Raw genomic sequence first — 23494 nt, 5'->3', positions numbered from 1 at the left:
ATAATAACGATTGAGGTGAAAGAAAGTGGGACTTCATGTCGTATTATACCAGCCAGAATTACCTGCAAATACTGGGAATATCGCACGGACTTGTGCAGCAACAGATACAACCTTGCATTTAATTCGGCCACTTGGCTTTTCAACAGATGACAAAAGGCTTAAGCGTGCAGGATTGGATTATTGGGAGTTTGTCAATATTCATTCTTATGATTCTTTAGAGGAGCTTTTTTCAACTTATCGTGATGGGGAGTTTTACTTTATTACGAAGTTCGGGAAAAAAGCACATTCATCTATAAATTATGGGGATTTACAAAAAGACTATTTCCTTATATTTGGAAGGGAAACTACTGGGCTACCTCAGGAACTTATTCAAAACAACCTGGACCGAGCTTTGCGTCTTCCAATGACAGAAAAAGTAGGTTCCCTAAACTTATCCAATACCGCAGCGATACTCATATACGAGGTGTTAAGACAACAAAATTACCCTAGCCTTACGTAAATTAAAAATGACCTCTACCATTGGTAGGGGTCATTTTTACTTATTTTTTGTTTACAGTTGGCTTATCTTGATAGCCAGATGTAAAGATTGCAGCTAAAAAGGTAATACATACACCTAAAATTAAGGCTAATTTCATGTGCTTTTTCCTCCTTTATGTATGAAGCTCAAAAGATAAAGAACCTTTAAGTTTATTTCCTAAAAAAACACATCTACGTGTATTATAACCCAATTTTATTTTCGTGTGAATGTTATCTATGGACAAATTGTAAACATTTTCGCACCTTTGATTACCAGGCACATACATTAGAAGGAAGCCTTTAACATTGTATGCCCTTATTTACTCAAAAAAATTTCGATTTGTCCACTTGGGAAAGCGCATCTTATTTTTTTACTATTCTGACTAGGACATGTTGAATTTTGTAAGATTAAAGCATGTTAAAGGACATCCTCGCATACATTTTAATAAACCGTGCAAGAGGACATCAAAGATGGAGGAGGCCCCTTAATGGATATTCTAAAGAAAATAGAGAGGTTTCGTGAAGATGAACAACGTTTAAAGTGGGAAGGTACCTTCGCTGAATATTTGGAGATTTTAAAGGAAAAGCCATGGGTTGCTCAGTCTGCTCATTCAAGAGTTTATAATATGATCAAAGATGCAGGTGTAGAAGAGATAGATGGAAAGCGCAAGTATAAATTTTTCGATCATCAATTGTTTGGTCTTGAAGAGGCCCTTGAGCGTTTAGTAGAAGAATATTTTCATCCAGCTGCAAAACGACTCGATGTACGAAAGCGAATTTTATTATTAATGGGTCCTGTTAGTGGAGGTAAATCAACACTCGTTTCCATGTTAAAGCGAGGATTAGAATCGTACTCACATACGGAGCGTGGCGCGGTTTATGCTATTAAAGGCTGTCCGATGCATGAAGATCCACTGCACCTTATTCCACATCATTTAAGAGAAGACTTTTTTGATGAGTATGGCATTCGAATTGAAGGTAATTTGTCGCCTTTAAATATGATGAGATTGCAGGAAGAATATGGTGGGCGGATTGAGGATGTTAGAGTTGAGCGCATATTTTTCTCAGAGGATAAGCGTGTCGGAATTGGAACATTTAGCCCATCTGATCCAAAATCCCAGGACATTGCTGATTTAACTGGAAGTATTGATTTTTCAACGATTGCTGAATTTGGCTCAGAATCAGACCCGCGTGCCTATCGTTTCGATGGGGAATTAAATAAAGCAAACCGTGGAATGATGGAGTTCCAAGAGATGTTAAAATGTGATGAAAAATTCCTCTGGCATTTACTCTCCTTAACTCAAGAGGGGAATTTTAAAGCAGGTCGATTTGCTTTAATTAGTGCTGATGAGCTCATCGTTGCTCACACGAACGAAACGGAGTACCGTTCATTTATAGCAAATAAGAAAAATGAAGCGTTACATTCACGTATTATCGTGATGCCTGTTCCTTATAATCTTCGAGTTTCTGAGGAAGAGCGGATCTATGAAAAAATGATTAAAGAAAGTGATGTTCGCGATGTGCATATTGCACCACATACGTTTAGAGTGGCGGCAATGTTTACAATTTTAACAAGATTAAAAGCGCCTAAAAAGGGCGATGTCGATATTATTAAAAAGATGAGATTGTATGATGGAGAAAGTGTGGAAGGCTTCAATGCAGTTGATGTGGAGGAGCTTCGGAAGGAGTATCAGGATGAAGGGATGAGTGGAATTGACCCACGATATGTCATAAATCGGATCTCCTCTACCATCATTCGAAAGGAAAATCCATCAATCAATGCCTTAGATGTACTACGTTCTTTAAAGGATGGTCTTGAGCATCATCCATCGATTTCGAATGAAGACCGTGAACGATATCTAAACTTCATCTCAATAGCTAGACGTGAGTATGATGATATAGCGAAAAAAGAAGTTCAAAAGGCGTTTGTTTATTCGTACGAAGAGTCTGCGAAGACATTAATGGATAACTATTTAGACAATGTTGAAGCATACTGTAATAAAAACAAGCTTCGTGATCCATTGACTGGTGAAGAGATGAGTCCAGATGAAAAGCTAATGCGTTCAATTGAGGAGCAAATCGGAATCTCTGAAAATGCAAAAAAAGCATTCAGAGAGGAAATCCTCATCCGTATCTCGGCATATGCAAGAAAAGGTAGAAGATTTGATTACAATTCACACGAGCGTTTGCGTGAGGCGATTCAAAAGAAATTATTTGCTGACCTAAAAGACGTTGTGAAAATCACTACCTCCTCAAAAACACCGGATGAACAACAGCTTAAGAAGGTAAACGAGGTTGTCGCAAGATTGATTGATGAGTATGGCTATAATTCTACATCAGCCAATGAATTACTTCGTTACGTTGGTAGCTTACTGAACCGATAAATTAAAATAGGGGGTTAGACCAAATGCTTGGTCTAATCCCTTGTTTTTCAATAAGACCTTCGTGTTAATGGTTGTCCATTTTTAAGATAAAAAAATGGTGGGAACTTGTCTATTTTTAAGACATAATGCCTAATTCGCGAAATCTTTTGTCAATAATACGATATTTTTGCATAGTATAGAGTAATCTACTATTGCTCGATTTTGCTTCAAGAGCGGTAGAAGTTAGTCTCTTTTTTATTTTCAAACAAGTTGCTATTTGTTACCGTTTTTTCGTTTAACGAAATTCTTTCGCAAACCGTCAAGATAATGTATGAGAGTCCTTATAAAAATGTGAATGGTTTTCAAAAAAATAATTTAGGAGGGGAAAGTTTATGTCGAATGGTAATTCAAAGAATTTTGTCATTTCCCAAGAAGATTGGTCCCTCCATCGCAAAGGCCATGATGATCAAACGAGACACCAGGAAAAGGTTCAGGATGCCATAAAGAATAATTTGCCTGATTTGATAACGGAAGAAAGTATTATTATGTCAAACGGAAAAGATGTTGTTAAGATTCCAATTCGATCATTGGACGAATATAAAATCCGTTATAACTATGACAAAAATAAACACGTTGGCCAAGGGGATGGAGATAGCCAGGTAGGTGACGTCATTGCAAGAGATGGTTCAGGACAAAGCGGGGGGCAGGCAGGTCCTGGAAAAGGGCAAGGTGCAGGCGATCAAGCAGGTGAAGATTATTATGAGGCTGAAGTTTCCCTCATGGAGCTTGAAGAAGCCTTGTTTAAAGAGTTAGAGCTTCCAAATCTGAAACGGAAAGAACAGGATCAAAACATTGTAGAAAATATTGAATTTAATGATATCCGTCGCACAGGTTTAATGGGGAATATTGATAAGAAGCGGACTATGATGTCAGCTTATAAACGAAATGCGATGGCAGGGAAACCAAGCTTTCATCCAATCTATCGTGAGGATTTGAAATTTAAAACATGGAATGAAGTTGTAAAACCAGATTCAAAGGCTGTAGTGCTCGCGATGATGGATACGAGTGGTTCGATGGGGATTTGGGAAAAGTATATGGCAAGGAGCTTTTTCTTCTGGATGACTCGATTCCTACGGACAAAATATGAAACAGTCGAAATTGAATTCATTGCACACCATACAGAAGCAAAGGTTGTATCCGAGGAGGACTTCTTCTCAAAAGGTGAAAGTGGAGGCACCATTTGTTCATCTGTTTACCGCAAGGCATTAGAAATCATCGATGATAAATACCCACAAACACGTTATAATATTTATCCATTTCATTTCTCAGATGGGGATAATTTAACATCTGATAATGCAAGATGTGTGAAATTAGTGAGCGAGTTAATGAAGGTTTCCAATATGTTCGGCTACGGTGAAGTCAACCAGTATAACCGTCATTCGACCCTCATGTCAGCTTATAAAAATATTGAGGATGAGCGCTTCAAGTACTATATTTTAAAACAAAAAGCAGACGTATTCCATGCGATGAAGAGCTTTTTTAAGAAGGAAGAAGAAAATAAGGCGTATGCGTGAAAAAAGAGAGGGGGACCCTCTCTTCTATTAAAAGAATTTTCAGGATACATGATTTAATAGAAACTTAATTCTTTATTCATAGTTTGTTCATATTTAGCGGGTACTATAAAGACATGGAAAAGATAAGCTTTTTCATACCCCCCTTTTAAATGATCTTTATATAATATCCGGCCCATTGGGTCGGATATTTTTTTGATCATTAATAAAAATAAATAAAATGAATAGAATCCGGTGTTTCAACCAACATAAAAATATGGAATTAATATAAAAAAGGGGACAATTACATGAAACATATGGAGATGAGTCCGAACCAGATAACAGAACTACATGGTTTCAATAATTTGACGAAATCCTTAAGCTTTAACATGTACGATATCTGTTATACAAGATCACAGGAAGAACGTGATGCGTATTTAGAATATATAGATGATGTGTATAATGCAGATCGTTTAACTGAAATCTTAACCAATGTGGCGGATATTATCGGGGCAAATATTTTAAATGTCGCCAAGCAAGACTACGTTCCTCAAGGTGCAAGTGTTACGATTTTAGTTTCTGAGGGGCCTGTGGATGAATCCCCTGATGAAGCATTTGAAGAGTCCCCAGGACCCATTCCAGGCTCTGTTGTTGCCCAAATGGATAAAAGTCATATTACCGTTCATACCTATCCGGAATCACATCCTGATGATGGGATTAGCACGTTTCGAGCAGATATAGATGTGTCAACTTGCGGGGAAATATCTCCTTTAAAGGCATTAAATTATATGATCCAATCATTTGAGACAGATGTGATGACGATAGATTATCGCGTACGTGGATTCACAAGAGACGTTACAGGACATAAACTGTTTATTGATCATGAAATAAATTCTATCCAAAACTACATACCTGAAGACATTCAGGAAATGTATCACATGATTGATGTGAATGTGTATCAGGAAAATATTTTTCATACAAAATGTAAGCTAAAAGAATTTGACCTTGAGCATTATTTGTTTTTTAGCAATACAAAAGAGAAACTTACACCCGATGAGGAACTAATGATTGCGGAAAAGTTAATAACAGAAATGGATGAAATTTTTTACGGGAAGAATATTATTTAAAAAAAGGTTGACATTCGCATAAACTCTATGTAAAATTGATTATATAATAATATTGTGAATATTGTTCTCCTAAAGGGGAGTAGCTTTTACAGCAAAGTCGTCATTTCAGAGTGAGACCCACTCTCGGCTTTGTTGGCAACTTACACGTTGTTAGCAAGACCTTTACCAGTTTTCGGTAGAGGTCTTTATTTATGACCTTTACCACTTGAGGTAAAGGTCATTTTTGTTTTATTAAAAGAAAGAGGTGAGAAGAGGTATGCTAAAACGAAAGATAGAAACATCATCATTTGATGAATTAATTAAAAAGAACAAAGAAGAGATTTTAAAGGACAAAGAAGAGCTTGAAAAGATTGAAAAACGATTAGATGAAAAATATTTGGCATCATTGAAGTAGTTTATTCTAGTGAAAGGCATTCATGTTTTTCCTAATTTTATAGAATGAAAGAATTGAAGGGAGATCTTTGATGGAATTTTTTAGCGTAGAGTTTTTAACAGCACTTTTAGTTATTATTGGGATTGATTTGGTGTTAGCAGGAGATAATGCTATTGTTATCGGATTGGCAGCAAGAAAGTTGCCTAAGGAACAACAAAAGAAAGCAATTATCTGGGGAACTGTAGGGGCAATTGCCATTAGGATTGCAGCAACCCTAGCAGTTGTATGGCTTCTCGAAATTACAGGATTACGCCTTATCGGTGGTATCCTTCTAATATGGATTGCTTATAATCTATTATCCGATGACAAAGGTCATGAAATAAAAGCAGTCGGAAGCTTCTGGGCAGCGATTCGAACCATTATTATTGCAGACGCATTGATGGGTCTAGATAATGTATTAGCGGTTGCTGGAGCTGCACAAGGTAATTTCTTACTCGTTGTATTAGGACTTATTATTTCAGTTCCGATTATGATTTGGGGAAGTACATTGTTCATTAAGTTAGTCGAACGTTTCCCAATCATCATTACAATTGGTGCAGCGATTTTGGCTTGGACTGCGTCGAAGATGATCGTTGCAGAACCATTCCTAAGCTCTGTATTTAGTAATGGATTTGTGAAATATGGATTTGAGATCCTTGTCGTTGCTGCCATTGTAGGAATTGGCTACATGAAGCAAAAGAAAGTAGCGAATGAAGCTGAAGAGCAACAAGAACAACAAGTATTAAGCAAAGCTGAATAATAATGAAATCAAGGCGGACTCGTGTAGGGGTCCGCTTTTACTGTTATATTGTATTGTTTATTTTTAAAAATGTGCATGAAGCAGTTGACATTTGGTTTAATCTGGAATACATTATTATTGAACAGTGGTTAATAAAAGGAGATTTAGACTAAATGTCACCAAGAAAACAGGTTCAAGAGGAATTATCACGTGAAAAAATAATGGATGTTGCCCATGAACTCTTTGTACAGAAAGGCTATCAGCATGTTTCCATGCGCCAGATTGCAAAGGAATTAAAGTATAGCCATGGCGCCATCTATTATCATTTTAACAATAAAGCTGATTTATTTTATGCAATGGTTGTTCAGGACTTTGGTCTGCTAAACCAGGTTTTACATCAAATCATCACTCAAGACATACCGCCAGATGAAAAATTGAAAAAAATTTTGTTAGGGTATATTGAATTCGGGCTTACACATAAAAGCCAATATGAATTAATGTTTTTAATCAATGATGAGGAAGTAAAGAGTTATATTCAACAGGAGCCAAATGAAAGCTATGAAATGTTTGCAAATGTAATATTGACTTTAAGCAACCGAAAAGCTAGTATTCAGGATATTTGGTCAATTTTCTTATCAATTCATGGTTTTGTCACACATTATTGTAGAAGCAATCAGCCCTATGACGATGTGGAAAATTTGGCGCGATCTCATGTTGAATATATTTTAAAGCCGATCTTAGACGGGAAAGTGTAACAGACTTTCCCGAACCGATTTGAAATTATTTTTTGTATTATATTGACCACCGGTTAATAAATAAAAAAGGGAGCTGATTTTATGAAAAAGGCTTTAGTATTAGGTGCTTCAGGTGGAATGGGTTATGCAATTGTTGAAGAATTAGTAGAAAGAGGTATTGAGGCAACGGCTTTTGCAAGAACTAAAGAAAAATTAGAGCAGCTTTTTAGAAACAGAGAAAGAGTCCAAATTGTCGCTGGAGATGTATTTAATCAGCTAGATTTAATAAATGCTGCCAGAGGAGTGGATGTTATTTTTCATGCGATCAATATTCCGTATAGTGAATGGTATGAAAAACAGCCAACTTTAATGAAAAATGTCGTGCAAGCAGCTGAATCAGCAAACTGTAAGCTTGCAATTGTTGATAATATTTATTCTTACGGTCGTGGAAACGGAAGCAAAGTAAATGAAAAGTATCCAAAAAATCCGCATACAAAGAAGGGGAAAATTCGGGTGGAACTGGGGAAAATAGCTTTTCAGGCAAATATCCCCGTACTTATTGCGCATTTTCCTGATTTTTATGGACCCAATGCAGCTAATGCGATGCTAACGTACACATTTGATAAGGTAATTCAAAATAAAAAGGCGATGTTCGTAGGAAATCAACAAAATGAAAGGGAATATATTTATACACCTGATGGGGCAAAAGCAATTGTAGAGCTTGCCTTATATGAAAAGGCTTATGGCCAAAGTTGGAATATTCCAGCTGCAGGAGTGATTTCGGGAGAGAAGATTATAAATATAGTACGCAGTCATTTACAATACCAAAAGTCCGTTTCGAAAGTAACAAAGGGAATGATTCGATTTTTAGGCATTTTTGATAAACAAATGAGAGAGGTTGTAGAAATGCTGTACTTAACGGAGGATCCGGTTGTTTTAGATGGATCAAAATATGAGCAGGAAATCGGTCCTTTACCTGCAACACCTTATGAGGAGGGAATAAAAAGAACTTTGGACTATATGGTGAAAAATAGCTAAAAAACATTGAAAAAGACAGAACGACATGGTAAGATGTCATTGTTCTGTCTTTTTTTTTTGAATGTGTTCATAAATGCGTTCAAATTTCCCTATTATAATTATATAACTAAATTTTGTGGTTGTCAACTATTCATTTCAAGGGAAGAGACGAAAAGTTCACGTATACGAGGAGTGGTGTTCATGGAGAAACAAAATGCAGACTGGATTCAGGAACAAGACAGACTTGAAGATGTGTTGAAGGTCATTGAAAGTAAGAAAGCTGCCATCGAATCGAAGGTAGGAAACGTAAAAAGTGAAATTATCGATCTTCGAAATGCATTTTGGGAAGATGTAACGGTCAATCTTGACGAACCTGATGACGTCATTGAAACATTTCAAAGTATAAAACAACAATCCGAACTATTAGGTGAACGTGAAAGAAACCATCGGCAGATTTATAAACAGATTAAAATTCTTGAAAGATTGAAGGATTCACCTTATTTTGGCCGATTTGATTTTGCTGAAAAGGGCGAGACGAATGAACAAACAATTTACATTGGAATTGCCTCATTACTGGATGAAGCTGAAGATGATTTTTTAATTTTTGACTGGAGAGCACCGATTTCTAGTATGTATTATGATTATTATCCAGGTCAGGCTCAGTATGAAACCCAGTTTGAGACAATCGAAGGGGAAATGACATTAAAACGGCAATTTATCATAAAAAATGGTAGTCTGAAAACGATGTTTGATACAGGGGTTACAATCGGGGACGAAATGCTACAAGAGGTACTTGGCAATAAGGCCAACACACAAATGAAGAGCATTGTTGCGACGATTCAATTAGAGCAGAATAAAATTATTCGAAATGAAAAAAGTCGGTATTTAATTGTTCAGGGTGTAGCTGGTTCGGGGAAAACGTCAGCTGCCCTACAGCGTGTTGCCTATTTGCTTTATCGTTATCGTGAACAGCTTAGCTCAAATAATATTATGCTATTTTCACCGAATCCATTGTTTAATAGCTACGTTGCTACCGTTTTACCTGAGCTTGGAGAAGAAAATATGCAACAATCCACTTTTCAGGAATACGCCCGACATCGATTAGGTAGTCTTTTTGATGTGGAAGATCCATTTTCACAAATGGAATATTTACTAACAGAAATGGAAACCCCTGATTATGATGTAAGACTCCAAGCGATCCACTACAAAGCGAGCCTTGAATTTAAGGCACTTATTGATTCATATGTAAAAGAACTTGAAGAACGAGGTCTCCCTTTTAAAGACATAAAGTTTAAAAAGAAAATAATTGTTTCTAAAGAATCGATTGCGGAGTATTTCTACTCACTGGATCCGTCCATTTCGATTCCAAATCGACTTGTGATCGTCACAGAGTGGTTGATGAAAGAAGTGATTAAGTACGAGCGAAAAGAACGTAAAAAAGATTGGGTCCTTCAGGAAGCTGAACTGATGGAGAAGGAGGACCATCTTGAAATCTTTAAACAATTACAGAAAAAACAGGAGTTCTCCGAGGAGACCTTTGATGATTATGAACGTGAGGAAAAACTAATTGCGAAGGAAATTGTCAGGAAGTATTTTAAACCGATAAAAGCAGCGATTAAAAAGCTTGCATATCTTGATCGAAAAGCAGTCTATAAGCAATTATTTACACATGCGAAAGAGCAAAAGGTAACGCAACATTGGAGTGAAATCTGTTCGTATACCATTGAAAAACTTGAGCAAAATCATTTGAATTATGAGGATACTACTCCATTTATATATTTACAGGATTTAATTGAGGGGAAAAAGTCAAATACAGGTATCCGTCACTTGTTCATCGATGAAGCTCAGGATTATTCACCATTTCAATTTGAATATTTGAAACAGTTGTTCCCGAATTGTCGCATGACCATACTTGGGGACTATAATCAAGCGATCTATGCACACTCTATGAATGCACCAACATTATTATCTCCTGAGCTTTATGAGGAAGAAAATTATGAAGTCATTGAACTGAAGAAAAGCTATCGTTCTACAAAAGAAATTGTTGAATTTTCAAAAGGAATTGTGGTAGGTGGTAATGAAATTCAAGCCTTTACCCGCTCTGGGTCACTTCCACAATTCAAAGAAGTGGAGACGAAAGAAGAACTTCACAAAGAAGTCCTTTCGAAAATAAAGGACCTTCAAGATAAGGGACATGAAACGATTGCAGTGATTTGTAAAACTGAAGCAGAAAGCAAGGAAGCCTTTGAAATGTTGAAGAATGAAGTCCCTGTGCGTTTAATGAATCAGGAAACTTATCATTTTGATAAAGGAATTCTCGTGTTGCCAACCTATTTAGCAAAAGGAATTGAATTTGATGCGGTTATTATTTATAATGCATCCAATCAAGTGTACGGAAGAGAATATGAACGAAAGCTTTTTTATACGGCATGTACACGTGCTATGCATGAACTTCAGCTTTTCTCAATAGGCCAACGAAGCTTTTTCTTTGATGAGATTGATCAGGATAAATATTTGGAAGTATAAAAAAAGAGTCAGCTCTGCTGGCTCCATTTTCTTGAAAAAGGTGGGAGAGTTTTGAAACGATGTGGCTGGGTGAATGAGGATCCTCTTTATATGAACTATCATGATCATGAATGGGGTGTCCCTGTATACGATGACCGTTTGCTCTTTGAATATTTGAATTTAGAGGGGGCACAAGCTGGTTTAAGCTGGTACACCATTTTAAAAAAACGAGAAAATTATCGCAAGGCCTTTGAGCATTTTGAACCAGCAAAAATCGTGAAATATGATGAGAAGAAAATCGAAGAACTCTTATCAAATCAAGGAATCGTTCGAAATCGGCTAAAAGTCAACGCGGTTGTCACAAATGCCAAAGCATTCTTTCGTGTCGTAGAGGAATTTGGAAGCTTTCATACATATATTTGGTCATTTGTAGATGGAAAACCGATTAAAAATCATTTTACGACATTAGAAGAAGTACCCGCGACAACGGAAATTAGTGATCGGTTAAGCAAAGATTTAAAAAAGCGTGGTTTTAAATTTGTGGGTTCGACAATTTGCTACGCATTTATGCAGGCAACCGGAATGGTAAATGACCATATTGTTAGCTGTCATTGTTATAACCGTACATAAAAAAAGGGGCTTCCATAATTGGAAAGCCCCTTACTACTTAGATGATTGGTTCGTTATCATCTTCCTCTTCATACAAATACCCCAGTTCTTGTTCTCTAGATGGCAGCGTGTTTGTGAGGTCATGCCAGCCGGTATAACCAAACACCGTGTCAAGGAGTCTTTCAAATCGTTGCATTGTTCTTCACCTCTTTTTTGGAATAGTTTGTCCATTCTTTTAAATAGTATGTATTGTATATTGGAGTTTCGCATTATCACGATAACTTCTCTATAATAGAAGTGGAGGAGGTTTAACATGAATAAATCTATTGGTTTTATTGGTTGTGGAAAAATGGCTCAAGCAATGATTCAGGGGATGATTGCTTCCGAGGTCACAACTCCACAGCAATTGATCGTGAGTGCCAAAACAGAAGAAACCCTACAATTAGTGGGGAAAACATATGGAATACGAACAACACGTAACAACAAAGAAGTAGCGGAAAATGCTGATTATTTATTTTTAGCAGTTCAACCAGATATGTATGGTGAAGTAATCAATGAGGTTAAAGCAGTTGTGAAAAATGAAACCATCATTATTACAATTGCCGCTGGAATAACCCTTGAGTTTATCGAAAAGCAGTTTGAACGTCCTATGAAGGCTGTTCGCTCAATGCCAAATACCCCGTCATTAGTCGGAGAAGGGATGAGTGCACTGTGTGGTAACTCATATATGACGAATGAAGATTTGGCTGAAGTTGTACGTCTGTTTGAAGGGTTTGGAAAGGCTGAGGTTATCGAAGAACAACACATGGATGCCATCCCTGCAGTGAGTGGTTCGTCTCCTGCTTACGCATATATGTTTATCGAAGCATTAGCTGATGGAGCAGTTATGCAAGGGATACCTAGGAAACAAGCGTACAAGCTCGCTTCACAAGCTCTACTAGGTGCAGCCAAAATGGTCCTAGAAACAGAAAGACATCCCGGCGAACTAAAAGACGATGTCTGCACCCCAGGAGGCTCGACTATCCAAGCAGTCGCAACCCTCGAAAAACGCGGCTTCCGCTCCGCTATAATCGCAGCCATGGAAAGCTGCACACAAAAATCAAGGGACCATAGGGACGGTTCTTGTGGCTCCAATTAACTTTTAATTCTGCAATCAAATTTCTCGATTGCAGATTTTTTGATTGATTTGTTCTTTATAAAGAATGTATAATGAAAATATGACAAATATTACAAATTTTTGTAACAAATTCAAATGATCCAACGTCTAATAAGGTGAAAAAGATTACCTTCTTCTTTCGCAAAACTTCTACTTTCACTACAGTTTCACTTCTTATTCTCCAATCATCCTAGTCTATTTCCCATACATGAGAAGGCAATGAAGAACTTGCAGCAAATAGGAATATATTCTTTTTTCATTAATAAAATTCCTATGTAAGTCTTTTGTTAATCCTTTTTAATATTTGTAACATTGTCCACAAAAAGAAAAAACATGGGAGAGAGTAATTTGAAGAAAACAACATTGCCATTATTATTAGGTGTTTTATTGTTAAGTGGATGCAGTCTCATCGAGAAAAAAGAACCAGTGAGTGTGGAGCTACATCAAGTTTCACCTGTGGAAACAATTGAAACAAAGCAAGTCATCGACACACGTGAAATTTCCATAATCGATCCACGTGATAATAGTGTCGTTGAAGTACTGAACAAAGATGAGTTCCAAACCGAAGAAGAATTAAAAGCGAAAGCAGTTCAACTTGCAAGTGATTTAGCTGCCACGATTGACCGCCCTATGAAACCAGTTAAACTTAGTGCTGGTGGGGAATTGCAACGTGGGCAAAGCCAAATGATTTTAAAAGAAAGTGAGCTTGTCACTAGAATACTAGATAATTCCGTTTTTAATAAACAAGTCGTCCTTCCGATTGAAGAAACGAATCCAAATGTTACACAGGAACAGGTACAAGGCATTAGTGAAGTGGTTCTTGGAAGCTTTACAACTTATTTCAATCCATCTGTAACTGGGAGAAATTTTAATATCGAAAAGTCTGCAGATGAAGTGAACGATGTTGTGTTAGGACCTGGCGATCGTTTTTCTTTTAACTATGTGGTCGGAAATGGATCTAAGGAAAATGGATATGCGCTAGCCACCGTTATTATCAATAAGGAATTTGTCCCAGGGTATGGTGGAGGCATATGCCAAACGTCGAGTACTCTTTATAATGCTGTTGCAAAAGCGGGCCTTGAAATCACTGAGCTTCACCACCATTCAAAACCTGTCGGATATGTTCCACTTGGGCATGATGCAACAGTTGCTTACCCTTATTTGGACTTTAAGTTTGCCAATAATCGTCCATATCCAGTTGTTTTGAAAACGACTGTAAACGCCAGTTCAATAACAGTCGAAGTTCGCTCCGCAGCAAATTATGTTTCTAACTAAAAAGTAGGGAAGGAGGTCAGCGTTGCTGGCCTTTTTTCTGTTATAATATTGATAGTTTCATATTGAAAGGGGTTGCAGATTTTGAGAATACTAGTTGTAGGAGCAGGGGCAATTGGCGGTTATTTTGGAGGGCGACTACTTGAAAAAGGGGAAGACGTAACCTTCTTAGTCCGTGAAAAAAGACAAAAACAACTACAGGAGCATGGACTACAAATTGAAAGCATCCATGGAAATGTGACACTTCAACCGAAGACAATCCAATCAGGTGAAGAAGCGGGTCCATTCGATGTGATCATTTTATCAACAAAACAATATCACCTTGAAGGTGCATTACATAGTATTGAACCATATGTGGGCGAAGACACGATGATTCTACCACTATTAAATGGCTACAGTCATGTGGATATTTTAAAGTCTACGTTTAATTCAGAAAATGTAATAGGTGGATTATGTTTTATCGAGTCAACCTTGGATGCTGAAGGTAAAATCGTTCAGACAAGCCCGAACCATCGCGCGTTATTTGGAGAATTTTCCGGGGAACGAACAGGGCGTATTTCAAAATTAGCAGAAGTTATGTCTGGAACAAAAACAAATATTGAATTAAGTGACAATATTATTCGGGAAATGTGGCATAAATACATGTTTATCACTGGATTTTCAGGTGTTACAACGTTAATGAGATCACCGATTGGTCCGATTCGTGAAGAGCAAAATGGTCAAAAGCTAATTTTAAACCTATTTAAAGAAATCGGTTCTGTGATGCGAGCGATCGGTGCACCAATCGATGATGATATTGAGGAAAAACACGTAAAAACAACAAATCAAATGACATTCGATATGAAGTCGTCGATGCAGCGAGATATGGAAAAAGGTTTGGATATTGAGGGTGATCAATTACAAGGCTATTTATATAAAATTGCCCAGGAAAAAGGCATTGAAACACCTTTATTAGAGGTCATTTATTCTAACTTAAAGGTTTATGAAGTACAAAGAGGATAAGGTGAGACGAAGGCAGTGTGTAGATGCACTGCCTTTTCATCTTTTAATAGGATCATAGTCTATAATACTGCCACTATTTGAGAAATACTGCCACTAATTCAAAAATACTGCCACTAGCTGATTACAACAAAAAAATCTTTTTACCCAACCACTTTTACAACAGGTTCAACACTAACTTCAACATTGCCTTTTAGTGTTTGCGAGATGAAGCAAGCTTTTTCAGCTCGATGCGCAAGTTGAATTAATTTTTCTTGAAGTTCAACATCGGCTTGTTTTACAAAAATAAGTGGTTTATGAACAATTTTTTCGAAGATTAAGCGCTTGCCGTCCTTACCAACTGTACCTTCCGTCTCAACCTCCAGATGGGTGTATTCAATATCACGATTTGACAGGATAGCAGCAAGGGTAAGCATATAGCAATTTGTAGCGGCAGCAATTAGCAATTCCTCAGGATTTGCGCCAATTCCTGGACCATCCAGTTGCTTTGGAGCAGACACGGCAGTTTGAAATCCATCTGTGGTAATCGTGCCCTCTCCATTTCGATCTCCGTTCCAAATACCTTTCACTATAAAAGAACTCATGTTGTTCATTCCCCTCTATTTTTCTAGTAACCTGCTTTTATTATATGCACAAAAAATGGAAACACGAAAGGGATTTATCAGAAAATAAAGAATACCTACTTTATATCTAACATCCAATTTTCAGAATATAATAGACATAAAAAGGAGGATAAGGTGATGACATGTACAGATTTTACATTTTTATCTGAAGATGGTGTCACGATTTACTGTAAAAAGTGGGAAAGCTCCGATGTAACTCCGAAAGGAATCGTCCAACTTGCCCATGGGATGGCAGAGCATATTGAACGCTACGATTTATTTGCAAAGTCACTCACTAAAGAAGGTTATATTGTATATGGAAATGACCATCGCGGCCACGGAAAAACAGGCACAAATGCAAAACTAATGGGATTTTTTGCAGACGAAAATGGGTTTGATCTTGTGGTCGAGGATATGCTTCAGCTAACTGATATCATTAAAAGGAATCATCCAAACGTACCTATTTTTCTGTTCGGACATAGCATGGGTTCCTTTTTATCACGGAGATACATACAAACACATGGTGACGAGTTAGCGGGTGTTATTCTTTCAGGAACAGGAGGAGACCCAGGTTTTATTGGCAAAGTCGGAATTGGGATAGCCAAGTTTGAAATGAAACGAAAAGGAAAGAAAACCAAGAGTCCTCTTATGAACAAGCTTACGTTTGGAAGCTACAACAAATCTTTCCGTCCGAATCGAACAGAATTTGATTGGCTTTCAAGGGATGATCAAGAAGTTGACAAGTATAACGCTGATCCTCTTTGTGGTGGAATTTTCACGGCAGGCTTCTTCTATGACCTTGTTAGTGGTGTAGAAAAAGTAAATAACCACAGTGAAAATCAACATATTCCGAAAGAATTACCGATATACTTTATGGCTGGAGATAAGGACCCTGTAGGAAACTATTCAAAAGGAGTTCTCGAAGCGGCAAATATGTATAAAAACGTAGAAATGAAGGATATAACGGTCCAACTATATGAAAATAGTCGACATGAAATCTTAAATGAACTCAATAAAGAGGAAGTTTACAAAGATGTGATCAATTGGTTAGATATGCACATAAAAAAGGTGCCCCAAAGGACTGCCTCTGGAACACCTAAATGAGGAGATATTATGGGATACGCGGTGGATACGCCCAAAAACCTAAACGACTAGTAGCTCATAAAAGAAGCTCCTACAATGACTAATAGGATAAATAGAACTACAATTAACGTAAAGCTGTTGTTATAACCGCCTCCGCCATAGCTCATATACAGCACCTCCTTTTCTCAGAGTCACTATATACTATGGGGGAGCAGCAAATGTGAAATGGACAAACATGGAGAAATCGAAAAAGAGGTTTCAACCTATATAAATAGGGAAGAACCTCTTTTTATGAATCATAAATTTCCTAATCGATAGATTGCATGTGCGTAAATGGCAGTTGCTTTTAATAAGTCATCAATTTCGATATATTCGTTCTTTTGGTGAGCGGTCATAGGTTTACCTGGGAAAACGGCCCCAAAGGCAACCCCATTTTTCATAAAACGTGCATATGTGGCTCCGCCAGTTGTTAATAGGGTAGGTTCGTCACCTGTTTCTGCTTCATAAACCTCTTGAAGGGCTTTAATCAATGGTGAATCCTTCGGAACATGATGGGGTTCCTTAGAAGCAAGGGATGTGATTTTAAAATGATATGATTCGACTGTTATTGTTAATTTTTCGATTGTATCTTCATAATTCGTTTCTACCGGGCATCGAATATTTAAGTGTATCTCAGCAATTTCGTCTTTCTTGAATGTGAAAATACCTGCATTCACAGTCAGTGGGCCGGTAATCTCATCTAAAAAATCAATCCCTAACCCTTCACCTTTGAATTGGTTATAGAGCGTTTCGTATATGAATTGTATGTAGTTATTGGCGCTTTCTTCAAACGAATACTGCTGTAGGAATGAAGCTAATAGTAGTGCAGCATTAACCCCTTTATGAGGTTCCATCCCATGAGCTGAAGTCCCAACCAACTTAAGCATGGTTTGGTCTCCATCTTGTGAATAGGAATATACGACCCCTTTTTCCTTACAATACTTCAAAAAGTTCGGAACGAGTGTATCGTTCTGTCCGATCATTTTGGCTTCGGCTACATCTGGCACCATATTCCCTTTTTCACCTGCAACAAAGGAGAAGAGAGATAAATCTCCCTTTTCACTAGTTGATACATTTTGAAGTCCAAGCTTAACATTGATTTGTCCTTTTTCAGCATGGATGATCGGAAAGTCCGCATCAGGTGCAAAGCCAGCTAATGGTGCTTTTTCAACTTCAACATATTTTTTCATGCAGCTCATGCCACTTTCTTCATCGGTTCCAAAGATTAAGCGAATATTATGTTTTAAAGGAAGCCCAAGTTCTTTTACAATTTTGAGTCCATAATAGGCAGCAATCGTTGGACCTTTATCATCAATGGCACCTCTTGCATATAGTTTTCCATCTCGAATCGTAGGCTCAAATGGTGGGGATACCCAATCCCCCGTTGCAGGGACAACATCTAAGTGACAAAGGATTCCAATGTAATCTTCAGCTTGAACAGGGCTATATTCGGAATATCCCACCATTCCCTCAATATTGGTTGTTTTGAATCCAGCAAACTCTGTAATGGAAAGCATGGTTTCCAACGCCTCACCAATTTTATCACCCATCGGACGTTTTTTAGTTGCGCTTTCAAGATCCTTAACACTTTCAATCCGTAAAATCGATTCTAAATCCCTAATTAGATCATCTTTTCTCTTCAATACTTCCTCATAAAAGTTCATCATGTCACCTCAAACAGATTTTCATTAGTTTAATTATATACTAAAAAACACCATCCTTTACATAGTAGGGATGGTGTTGTTAACCAACTTCTTTTTCCTTAAGACGAATTTTAAGAGTGTGAAGGACAAAATGTATAAGCATATATAAGCAGTAAATCAATAGAAAGAGCAGACCAACAAAGTCTAAATGAAACAGTTTAAATATGAGACTCACTCCGGTTGCGATATATAGACCCGCGAGGAAATAGCGTACCTGTTTATCTTCATATACATTCGTAACCATTGCGCCAAGCTGACCACCAATAAGTGCACCTATAATGAGGCTTACGATTACGCCATAATCAAGTTCAACGGTTGACGCATAGGTTGCAAAACCAGCGACAACAATCATGAATACACTAAGCAGGCTTGTACCCACTGCATATTTTGGTTGGAACGATAACACGCTCATTAACAATGGTACGATAATAAAGCCACCGCCCACACCTAATGCTGTTGAAATAAAGCCGGCGAATAGCCCGATTAACACAATTTTTCCATATGCAAATTTCGTTTTTTCAGCTACTTGTTCCTTGCTAGGAGATTTACTAACAAGTATGGATATTGAAAAATACAAGATGAGCGCTAAATACATCAATGGAATAACAGTGTTTTCTAATTGATACTTTCCAAGGAATATAACAAATGGGTGTGCAAACTGGGTGGCGATAACTCCACTTAGTCCAATAATAATGGAAGTTTCCCATTTAATATGTTTGAGTCGAAAATGTGCAACTACACCGGAAAGGGAGGTAGCAACGGTATACAATAAGCTTGTAGCAATTGCGATCACTGGAGAAAATCCCATTAGGATAAGCGTTGGTGTAAGAATAAAACCACCGCCAATTCCAAAAAAACCGGACATTACTCCTATAGAAAGACCTAATATGACGTAAATAAGTAAGTCCTGCAATGGCAAACTCCTTTCCTTATTCCACTTCTCTATCTAAGTATATAGAAAAAATGCATTTTCCGCATGTGTACAGACCTAGTATTTGTAAAATTAGTCTACGATCTTTTCGAAAATAGGCGGGCTATCTAAGAAAGGCGCCTCACACATGATTTTTTCATTTGTAAACGGATGTTCTAAACGTATCCGTGCTGCATGGAGGGCTTGCCTTTGAACAATTGGTTGTCCACCATATAATGTATCCCCTACAAGCGGGTAACCTAAATAGCTCATATGTACACGTATTTGATGGGTACGGCCTGTTAAAAGCTCTAGCTCTACTAAGGTCATTTTTTTATTTGGCAATGTTTGAAGGACTTGAAATTTCGTAATCGCCTTTTGCCCTGTTGGTGACACTCTTCTGCGAGTTGGATGATGACGATCTCGCCCGATAGCAGCCTCGATTGTTCCCTTTTTTTGTTTGATGATTCCATGTACCAAAGCGAGATAGGTTCGTTTGATTTCACGTTTTTCGAGTCGGCGATCTAAAATGGCCGAAGCAAGTTTATGCTTAGCAAATATGACGGCCCCGGTTGTATCATGATCGAGTCGATGAATATGCCGGATTTTTGTTTGAATACCGTTCATTTGAAAATGATAGGCAACCGCATTAGCAAGTGTCCCAAGCTGTCCATCTTCGTTAGGGTGTGTATCCATACCAGGCGGTTTGTTGACAATTAAAAGATGGTCATCCTCGAATAAAACGTGTAGGTCTGGAACATATTCCGGCTCGACGCCAAATTCCTCTTTTATAAAAAGATGGACCTGCAGTTTGTCGTTATGTGTGAGAGTTGTGCTCCATGGCTTGGCTTCACCTTTAAGCTTCACGCCTTTTTCCATACGTAATTGATAAAGCATTTGCTTTGGCATCGACCAAACGTTTTTTAACACTTCCTCGATGGTCAGGCCCTTCCAGTCCTTTGGAACCTGGATTTCAAACCATTCTCCTACTCTTTTTGTTAACATATGATAACCTCTTTTACTAGAAATATTGTATCGGGTGTTTCGATGAAAAGGACATTGAATGAAAATCGTGCTTAAAATCCTCTTCATAGTGTGAATGAAGGGGAAATTGGGTGTGAAATTCAAGTGTATCCCTCTTCATAGCGTGAATGAAAGGTAATCTGAATGAAAATCGTGCGCGAAATCCTCTTCATAGTGTGAATGAAGGGGAATTTGGGTGGGAATTTCAAGTATATCCCTCTTCATAGCCTGAATGAAAGGTAATCTGAATGAAAATCGTGCTTAAAATCCTCTTCATAGCGAGTATGAAGAGCACTTTAATAAAGAACCGAGCAAGATATCCTCTTCATAAAATGTTCATGTTAAAAAGTATATCCAATCCACGAAATGAATGAAAGAGAAAGTGGATATGGAGGAAAGACTTACCGTACCATAAGTAAGGAATCCTATGTTATTCTATACTTATTATTATGGAGATATAAGGGTGGGTTTTACATTGAAAATTGTAGTAGCATCAACTCCGGAGCAGGAACATCACATTACGGAGCTAATCGATTACATGTATTCTTCCATCTTTCCAATCTATTTCGAAGATGAGTATATTGGAAAGTTTGAAAAATGGAATGTATTAGAACCGAAAGAGGAAGACGTTTACTATAACCGAACATTGGACAAGGCTTTTAAAGTTATATCAAGCCTTCAAGCTCTGATTGCAGTACTGGAAACGATTCAAGAAGAGGGCTACCAGGAATACTATGAAGAATTATTTGCAAAGAATGTGCAAATTTTAAATGAGTACGGTTATTTATTTCCGTTTACGATTGAAGAATTTCAAAGTGTGAACAATCCGGAAGGTTTAAGTAAATATTCAAAGCCAGCAAATAAATATTTGGCTTAATACATAAGGCATCATGAGCCTTAACGTACAAAAAATCCCTGCTCAATTTAGTGAGCAGGGATTTCCTTTTATTTTGAACTTGCCATTGCACTTTCGAACCACGTTTTATAATCATTATGGTCCTCGTGATAACCAACAAGACGTGAAACTTCCTCACCATTTTCAAAGTGAATAAGTGTAGGTGTAGAATCTATGCCATATTTGTTCCATTGATCTTTAAATTCAAGTAGATTTAATTTTTTCAAATCAAGTCCCATTTCATCAACCATTGGCATGATTACTGGAGTGGTATTTTGACAGTGTACACATGTTGGACTGTAAAAATACACAGTCATGGTTTCGCCATTTTTCAATTTTGTCTCTAACTCATCAGGCAGAATTTGATTTTGGTAGTTTGGATCATCGAGCTGTTTAACTGTCGCAGGATCAAGTTTTTCTTTTCCGTAAGGATTTCCTTCGGATTTTTGCTTGTTTTGAGTTGTTGTTATAAAGGCAAGTCCTCCAAACAGAACAACGATAACGGCTGTAAAAATGATAATTTTTTTCAAATCTATTTCCCTTCTTTCAACGTTTTTAATGTGATAAAGCTAGTAATTGCAATGATTGTAAAACCTATTAAAGCTAAAAAAGGAATTGTTACAAAGCCAAACCAGTTTATATATTGACCGGTACAAGGTACAACTCCACAAGCAAGTGAGTTTTCACCAACAGCAGGAACTTTTTGAACAAGGTAATGGTAGATCGAGAAGGAGCCACCAATAAGAGAAAGAATAAATGTATAGAGTGCGATGGAGTAGTTCTTTTTACCAATAGCAATTCCCAAAATGATTACGAGAGGGTACATAAAAATTCGCTGGTACCAGCATAATTCACATGGGACAAATTTTTGGATTTCAGAAAAATAGAGACTTCCAAGTGTGGATATTAATGCGGCGGCAAAGGCAATAAATAAATACGTCTCCAGCATTTTTTCGTTTATTTTAGAGTTCATCGAATCCCTCATTCCACATAAGTATACTCAAAATTATAGTATCACAGCTAGTGATTGTAAAATGTAAAATCTTGAAGTTAAGATGTTGTTGTGAACAAAATGTGACAAAGCTGACTAAGGAGAAAATGGACTTTACTCTATCTTTCCTTATAATAGAAGGTGGATTACAAGGATAGGAGATGATTTTTTGATAAAAGCAGTTATTTTTGATTTTGACGGACTTATATATGATACAGAAACAAATGAATACAATGTGTTAAATGAAATCTTTCAAGAGCATGGCTCAGAGCTACCAATGTCCGTATGGGGGAAGGTCATTGGAACGCAGGCGGGTTTCAATGCCCTTACATATTTAGAAGAGCAAATTGGGAAGAAGATTGACCATGAGGAATTAACCAAGCTAAGACGGGACCGGTTTAATGAGAGAATGAAAAACGAAGGCCCCTTGCCAGGTGTCGAAGAGTATCTATCCGCTGCCAAGAAAGCAGGCTTAAAAGTCGGTCTAGCATCGAGCTCAGATTATGAGTGGGTTTCTTCTCATTTAAAAAATCTTTGCTTGTTTGATTACTTTGAATGTATTCGGACCTCAGACGACGTTGAAAAGGTAAAGCCCGACCCGACCCTATATTTAGAGGCAGCTAAATGCTTAGGTGTGAAACCAGAGGAGTGTCTAGTCTTTGAAGACTCCGCAAATGGAGCACTAGCAGCAAAGCGTGCCGGAATGTACTGTGTAATTGTCCCGAACGAAGTTACGAAGGATTTGGACTTCTGTGAAGTTGATCATCGATTGGAGTCGATGGCGGCGGTTCAATTAAAACAATTGCTTGAACGGATTGAAAAAAATTAAGTTCTAGTTTTATCTAGTAAGTAGTATGTTTATTGAATGCGGATGGCTTTTAATAGCCACCCGCTTTAATTTAGGCGATATTATTAATAATGTCTTTCACTTCATGTTCATTTAATAATTTTACAACTTCTTTCGTATTTCGTTTATTAAATTTCTTTAAAATACTATTTACTTGTTTTTTGATCGTGTCTATTTCTACGGAGCGCAATTTGGCTAATTCTTTCCTAGTATAGTTATTACATAAAAGCTTTAGTACGATTAATTCGGAAGGAGTTAGGCTAGTGTAAGAGAATTTACTACAAAATTTTTAAAAAAAGTAATTGAAAGCGTTTTATATTCGTGATATATTAATCACGAACCAACTGGTAATGACATCATTACTTCTTTATTTTAACCTAACTGGTAATGACATCATTACAA

The 23494-nt window shown here is 37.3% G+C and carries 24 protein-coding genes; 16 read left to right on the top strand and 8 right to left on the bottom strand.

The window, feature by feature from the left end; all coding sequences use genetic code 11:
- Window positions 1–25: 25 nt before the first annotated feature.
- The 10 genes from trmL (at window position 26) to ABC371_RS22870 (ending at window position 11593) form a co-directional block, all read left to right on the top strand.
- Entirely contained in the window at window positions 26–499 is a 474-nt protein-coding gene (gene trmL / locus ABC371_RS22915) for a tRNA (uridine(34)/cytosine(34)/5-carboxymethylaminomethyluridine(34)-2'-O)-methyltransferase TrmL (protein WP_412898924.1), read from the top strand.
- 505 nt (window positions 500–1004) lie between these two features.
- On the top strand, window positions 1005–2900 hold the full coding sequence (locus tag ABC371_RS22910; protein ID WP_412898923.1) for a PrkA family serine protein kinase: 1896 nt from the start codon (window positions 1005–1007) through the stop codon (window positions 2898–2900).
- 371 nt (window positions 2901–3271) lie between these two features.
- Window positions 3272–4453: a sporulation protein YhbH gene (gene yhbH, locus ABC371_RS22905; protein WP_412898922.1), complete on the top strand. Its 1182-nt coding sequence runs from the start codon at window positions 3272–3274 to the stop codon at window positions 4451–4453.
- A gap of 293 nt (window positions 4454–4746) precedes the next feature.
- Entirely contained in the window at window positions 4747–5556 is an 810-nt protein-coding gene (gene speD, locus ABC371_RS22900) for an adenosylmethionine decarboxylase (protein WP_412899429.1), read from the top strand.
- A gap of 256 nt (window positions 5557–5812) precedes the next feature.
- Window positions 5813–5950 (top strand): FbpB family small basic protein, encoded by a 138-nt coding sequence (locus tag ABC371_RS22895; protein WP_412898921.1) that lies wholly within the window; start codon window positions 5813–5815, stop codon window positions 5948–5950.
- Between the two features lie 70 nt (window positions 5951–6020).
- A complete protein-coding gene (locus ABC371_RS22890) occupies window positions 6021–6728 on the top strand; it encodes a TerC family protein (RefSeq protein WP_412898920.1) in 708 nt (235 codons plus the stop codon).
- A gap of 152 nt (window positions 6729–6880) precedes the next feature.
- A complete protein-coding gene (locus ABC371_RS22885; RefSeq protein ID WP_412898919.1) occupies window positions 6881–7462 on the top strand; it encodes a TetR/AcrR family transcriptional regulator in 582 nt (193 codons plus the stop codon).
- 81 nt (window positions 7463–7543) lie between these two features.
- Window positions 7544–8479, top strand: a complete 936-nt coding sequence (locus ABC371_RS22880) for an SDR family NAD(P)-dependent oxidoreductase (RefSeq protein WP_412898918.1) — start codon at window positions 7544–7546, stop codon at window positions 8477–8479.
- Window positions 8480–8659: 180 nt separating this feature from the next.
- Window positions 8660–10984, top strand: a complete 2325-nt coding sequence (helD, locus tag ABC371_RS22875; RefSeq protein ID WP_412898917.1) for an RNA polymerase recycling motor HelD — start codon at window positions 8660–8662, stop codon at window positions 10982–10984.
- Window positions 10985–11035: 51 nt separating this feature from the next.
- The gene (locus ABC371_RS22870) at window positions 11036–11593 is read left to right on the top strand and encodes a DNA-3-methyladenine glycosylase I (protein WP_412898916.1); all 558 of its coding nucleotides are present in this window, start codon (window positions 11036–11038) and stop codon (window positions 11591–11593) included.
- Between the two features lie 37 nt (window positions 11594–11630).
- Here ABC371_RS22870 and ABC371_RS22865 read toward each other — a convergent pair whose 3' ends face one another.
- The gene (locus ABC371_RS22865) at window positions 11631–11768 is read right to left on the bottom strand and encodes a hypothetical protein (RefSeq protein ID WP_412898915.1); all 138 of its coding nucleotides are present in this window, start codon (window positions 11766–11768) and stop codon (window positions 11631–11633) included.
- A gap of 117 nt (window positions 11769–11885) precedes the next feature.
- On the opposite strand from ABC371_RS22865, the gene proC reads away from it, so the two are divergent.
- The 3 genes from proC to ABC371_RS22850 all read left to right on the top strand — a co-directional run bounded on the left by proC (window position 11886) and on the right by ABC371_RS22850 (window position 15002).
- On the top strand, window positions 11886–12710 hold the full coding sequence (proC, locus tag ABC371_RS22860) for a pyrroline-5-carboxylate reductase (protein WP_412898914.1): 825 nt from the start codon (window positions 11886–11888) through the stop codon (window positions 12708–12710).
- Between the two features lie 366 nt (window positions 12711–13076).
- Window positions 13077–14003 (top strand): VanW family protein, encoded by a 927-nt coding sequence (locus tag ABC371_RS22855; protein ID WP_412898913.1) that lies wholly within the window; start codon window positions 13077–13079, stop codon window positions 14001–14003.
- 81 nt (window positions 14004–14084) lie between these two features.
- Window positions 14085–15002, top strand: a complete 918-nt coding sequence (locus ABC371_RS22850) for a ketopantoate reductase family protein (RefSeq protein WP_412898912.1) — start codon at window positions 14085–14087, stop codon at window positions 15000–15002.
- Window positions 15003–15142: 140 nt separating this feature from the next.
- Here the strand turns inward: ABC371_RS22850 and ABC371_RS22845 are convergent, their stop codons facing one another.
- Window positions 15143–15583 carry an OsmC family protein gene (locus tag ABC371_RS22845; RefSeq protein WP_412898911.1) on the bottom strand — a complete coding sequence of 147 codons (441 nt, stop codon included), beginning with the start codon at window positions 15581–15583 and terminating at the stop codon, window positions 15143–15145.
- 156 nt (window positions 15584–15739) lie between these two features.
- Between ABC371_RS22845 and ABC371_RS22840 the strand changes: the two genes are divergently transcribed.
- Entirely contained in the window at window positions 15740–16705 is a 966-nt protein-coding gene (locus ABC371_RS22840) for an alpha/beta hydrolase (RefSeq protein WP_412898910.1), read from the top strand.
- A gap of 47 nt (window positions 16706–16752) precedes the next feature.
- Here the strand turns inward: ABC371_RS22840 and ABC371_RS22835 are convergent, their stop codons facing one another.
- From ABC371_RS22835 to ABC371_RS22820, 4 genes are all read right to left on the bottom strand, one after another.
- On the bottom strand, window positions 16753–16851 hold the full coding sequence (locus ABC371_RS22835) for a YjcZ family sporulation protein (RefSeq protein WP_412898909.1): 99 nt from the start codon (window positions 16849–16851) through the stop codon (window positions 16753–16755).
- Window positions 16852–16980: 129 nt separating this feature from the next.
- The gene (gene pepV, locus ABC371_RS22830; RefSeq protein ID WP_412899428.1) at window positions 16981–18387 is read right to left on the bottom strand and encodes a dipeptidase PepV; all 1407 of its coding nucleotides are present in this window, start codon (window positions 18385–18387) and stop codon (window positions 16981–16983) included.
- A gap of 79 nt (window positions 18388–18466) precedes the next feature.
- Window positions 18467–19339: a sulfite exporter TauE/SafE family protein gene (locus tag ABC371_RS22825; protein ID WP_412898908.1), complete on the bottom strand. Its 873-nt coding sequence runs from the start codon at window positions 19337–19339 to the stop codon at window positions 18467–18469.
- 90 nt (window positions 19340–19429) lie between these two features.
- On the bottom strand, window positions 19430–20341 hold the full coding sequence (locus ABC371_RS22820) for an RluA family pseudouridine synthase (RefSeq protein ID WP_412898907.1): 912 nt from the start codon (window positions 20339–20341) through the stop codon (window positions 19430–19432).
- Window positions 20342–20834: 493 nt separating this feature from the next.
- Here ABC371_RS22820 and ABC371_RS22815 point away from each other — a divergent pair, with 493 nt between their 5' ends.
- Window positions 20835–21236, top strand: coding sequence for a DUF5365 family protein (locus ABC371_RS22815; RefSeq protein WP_412898906.1), 402 nt, complete (start codon window positions 20835–20837; stop codon window positions 21234–21236).
- A 68-nt stretch (window positions 21237–21304) separates the two neighbouring features.
- Here ABC371_RS22815 and ABC371_RS22810 read toward each other — a convergent pair whose 3' ends face one another.
- Window positions 21305–21784, bottom strand: a complete 480-nt coding sequence (locus tag ABC371_RS22810; RefSeq protein WP_412898905.1) for a thioredoxin family protein — start codon at window positions 21782–21784, stop codon at window positions 21305–21307.
- Between the two features lie 2 nt (window positions 21785–21786).
- Window positions 21787–22227, bottom strand: a complete 441-nt coding sequence (locus ABC371_RS22805; RefSeq protein WP_412898904.1) for a disulfide oxidoreductase — start codon at window positions 22225–22227, stop codon at window positions 21787–21789.
- A gap of 187 nt (window positions 22228–22414) precedes the next feature.
- On the opposite strand from ABC371_RS22805, the gene ABC371_RS22800 reads away from it, so the two are divergent.
- Window positions 22415–23074 carry an HAD family hydrolase gene (locus ABC371_RS22800; RefSeq protein WP_412898903.1) on the top strand — a complete coding sequence of 220 codons (660 nt, stop codon included), beginning with the start codon at window positions 22415–22417 and terminating at the stop codon, window positions 23072–23074.
- The last annotated feature ends 420 nt before the right edge of the window (window positions 23075–23494 follow it).

The organism is Bacillus jepli (assembly GCF_047238305.1).
Classification (GTDB): domain Bacteria; phylum Bacillota; class Bacilli; order Bacillales; family Bacillaceae_L; genus Ferdinandcohnia.
The sequence above is the reverse complement of the archived record's forward strand: the minus strand, read 5'-3'. Positions and strand labels throughout refer to the sequence as shown.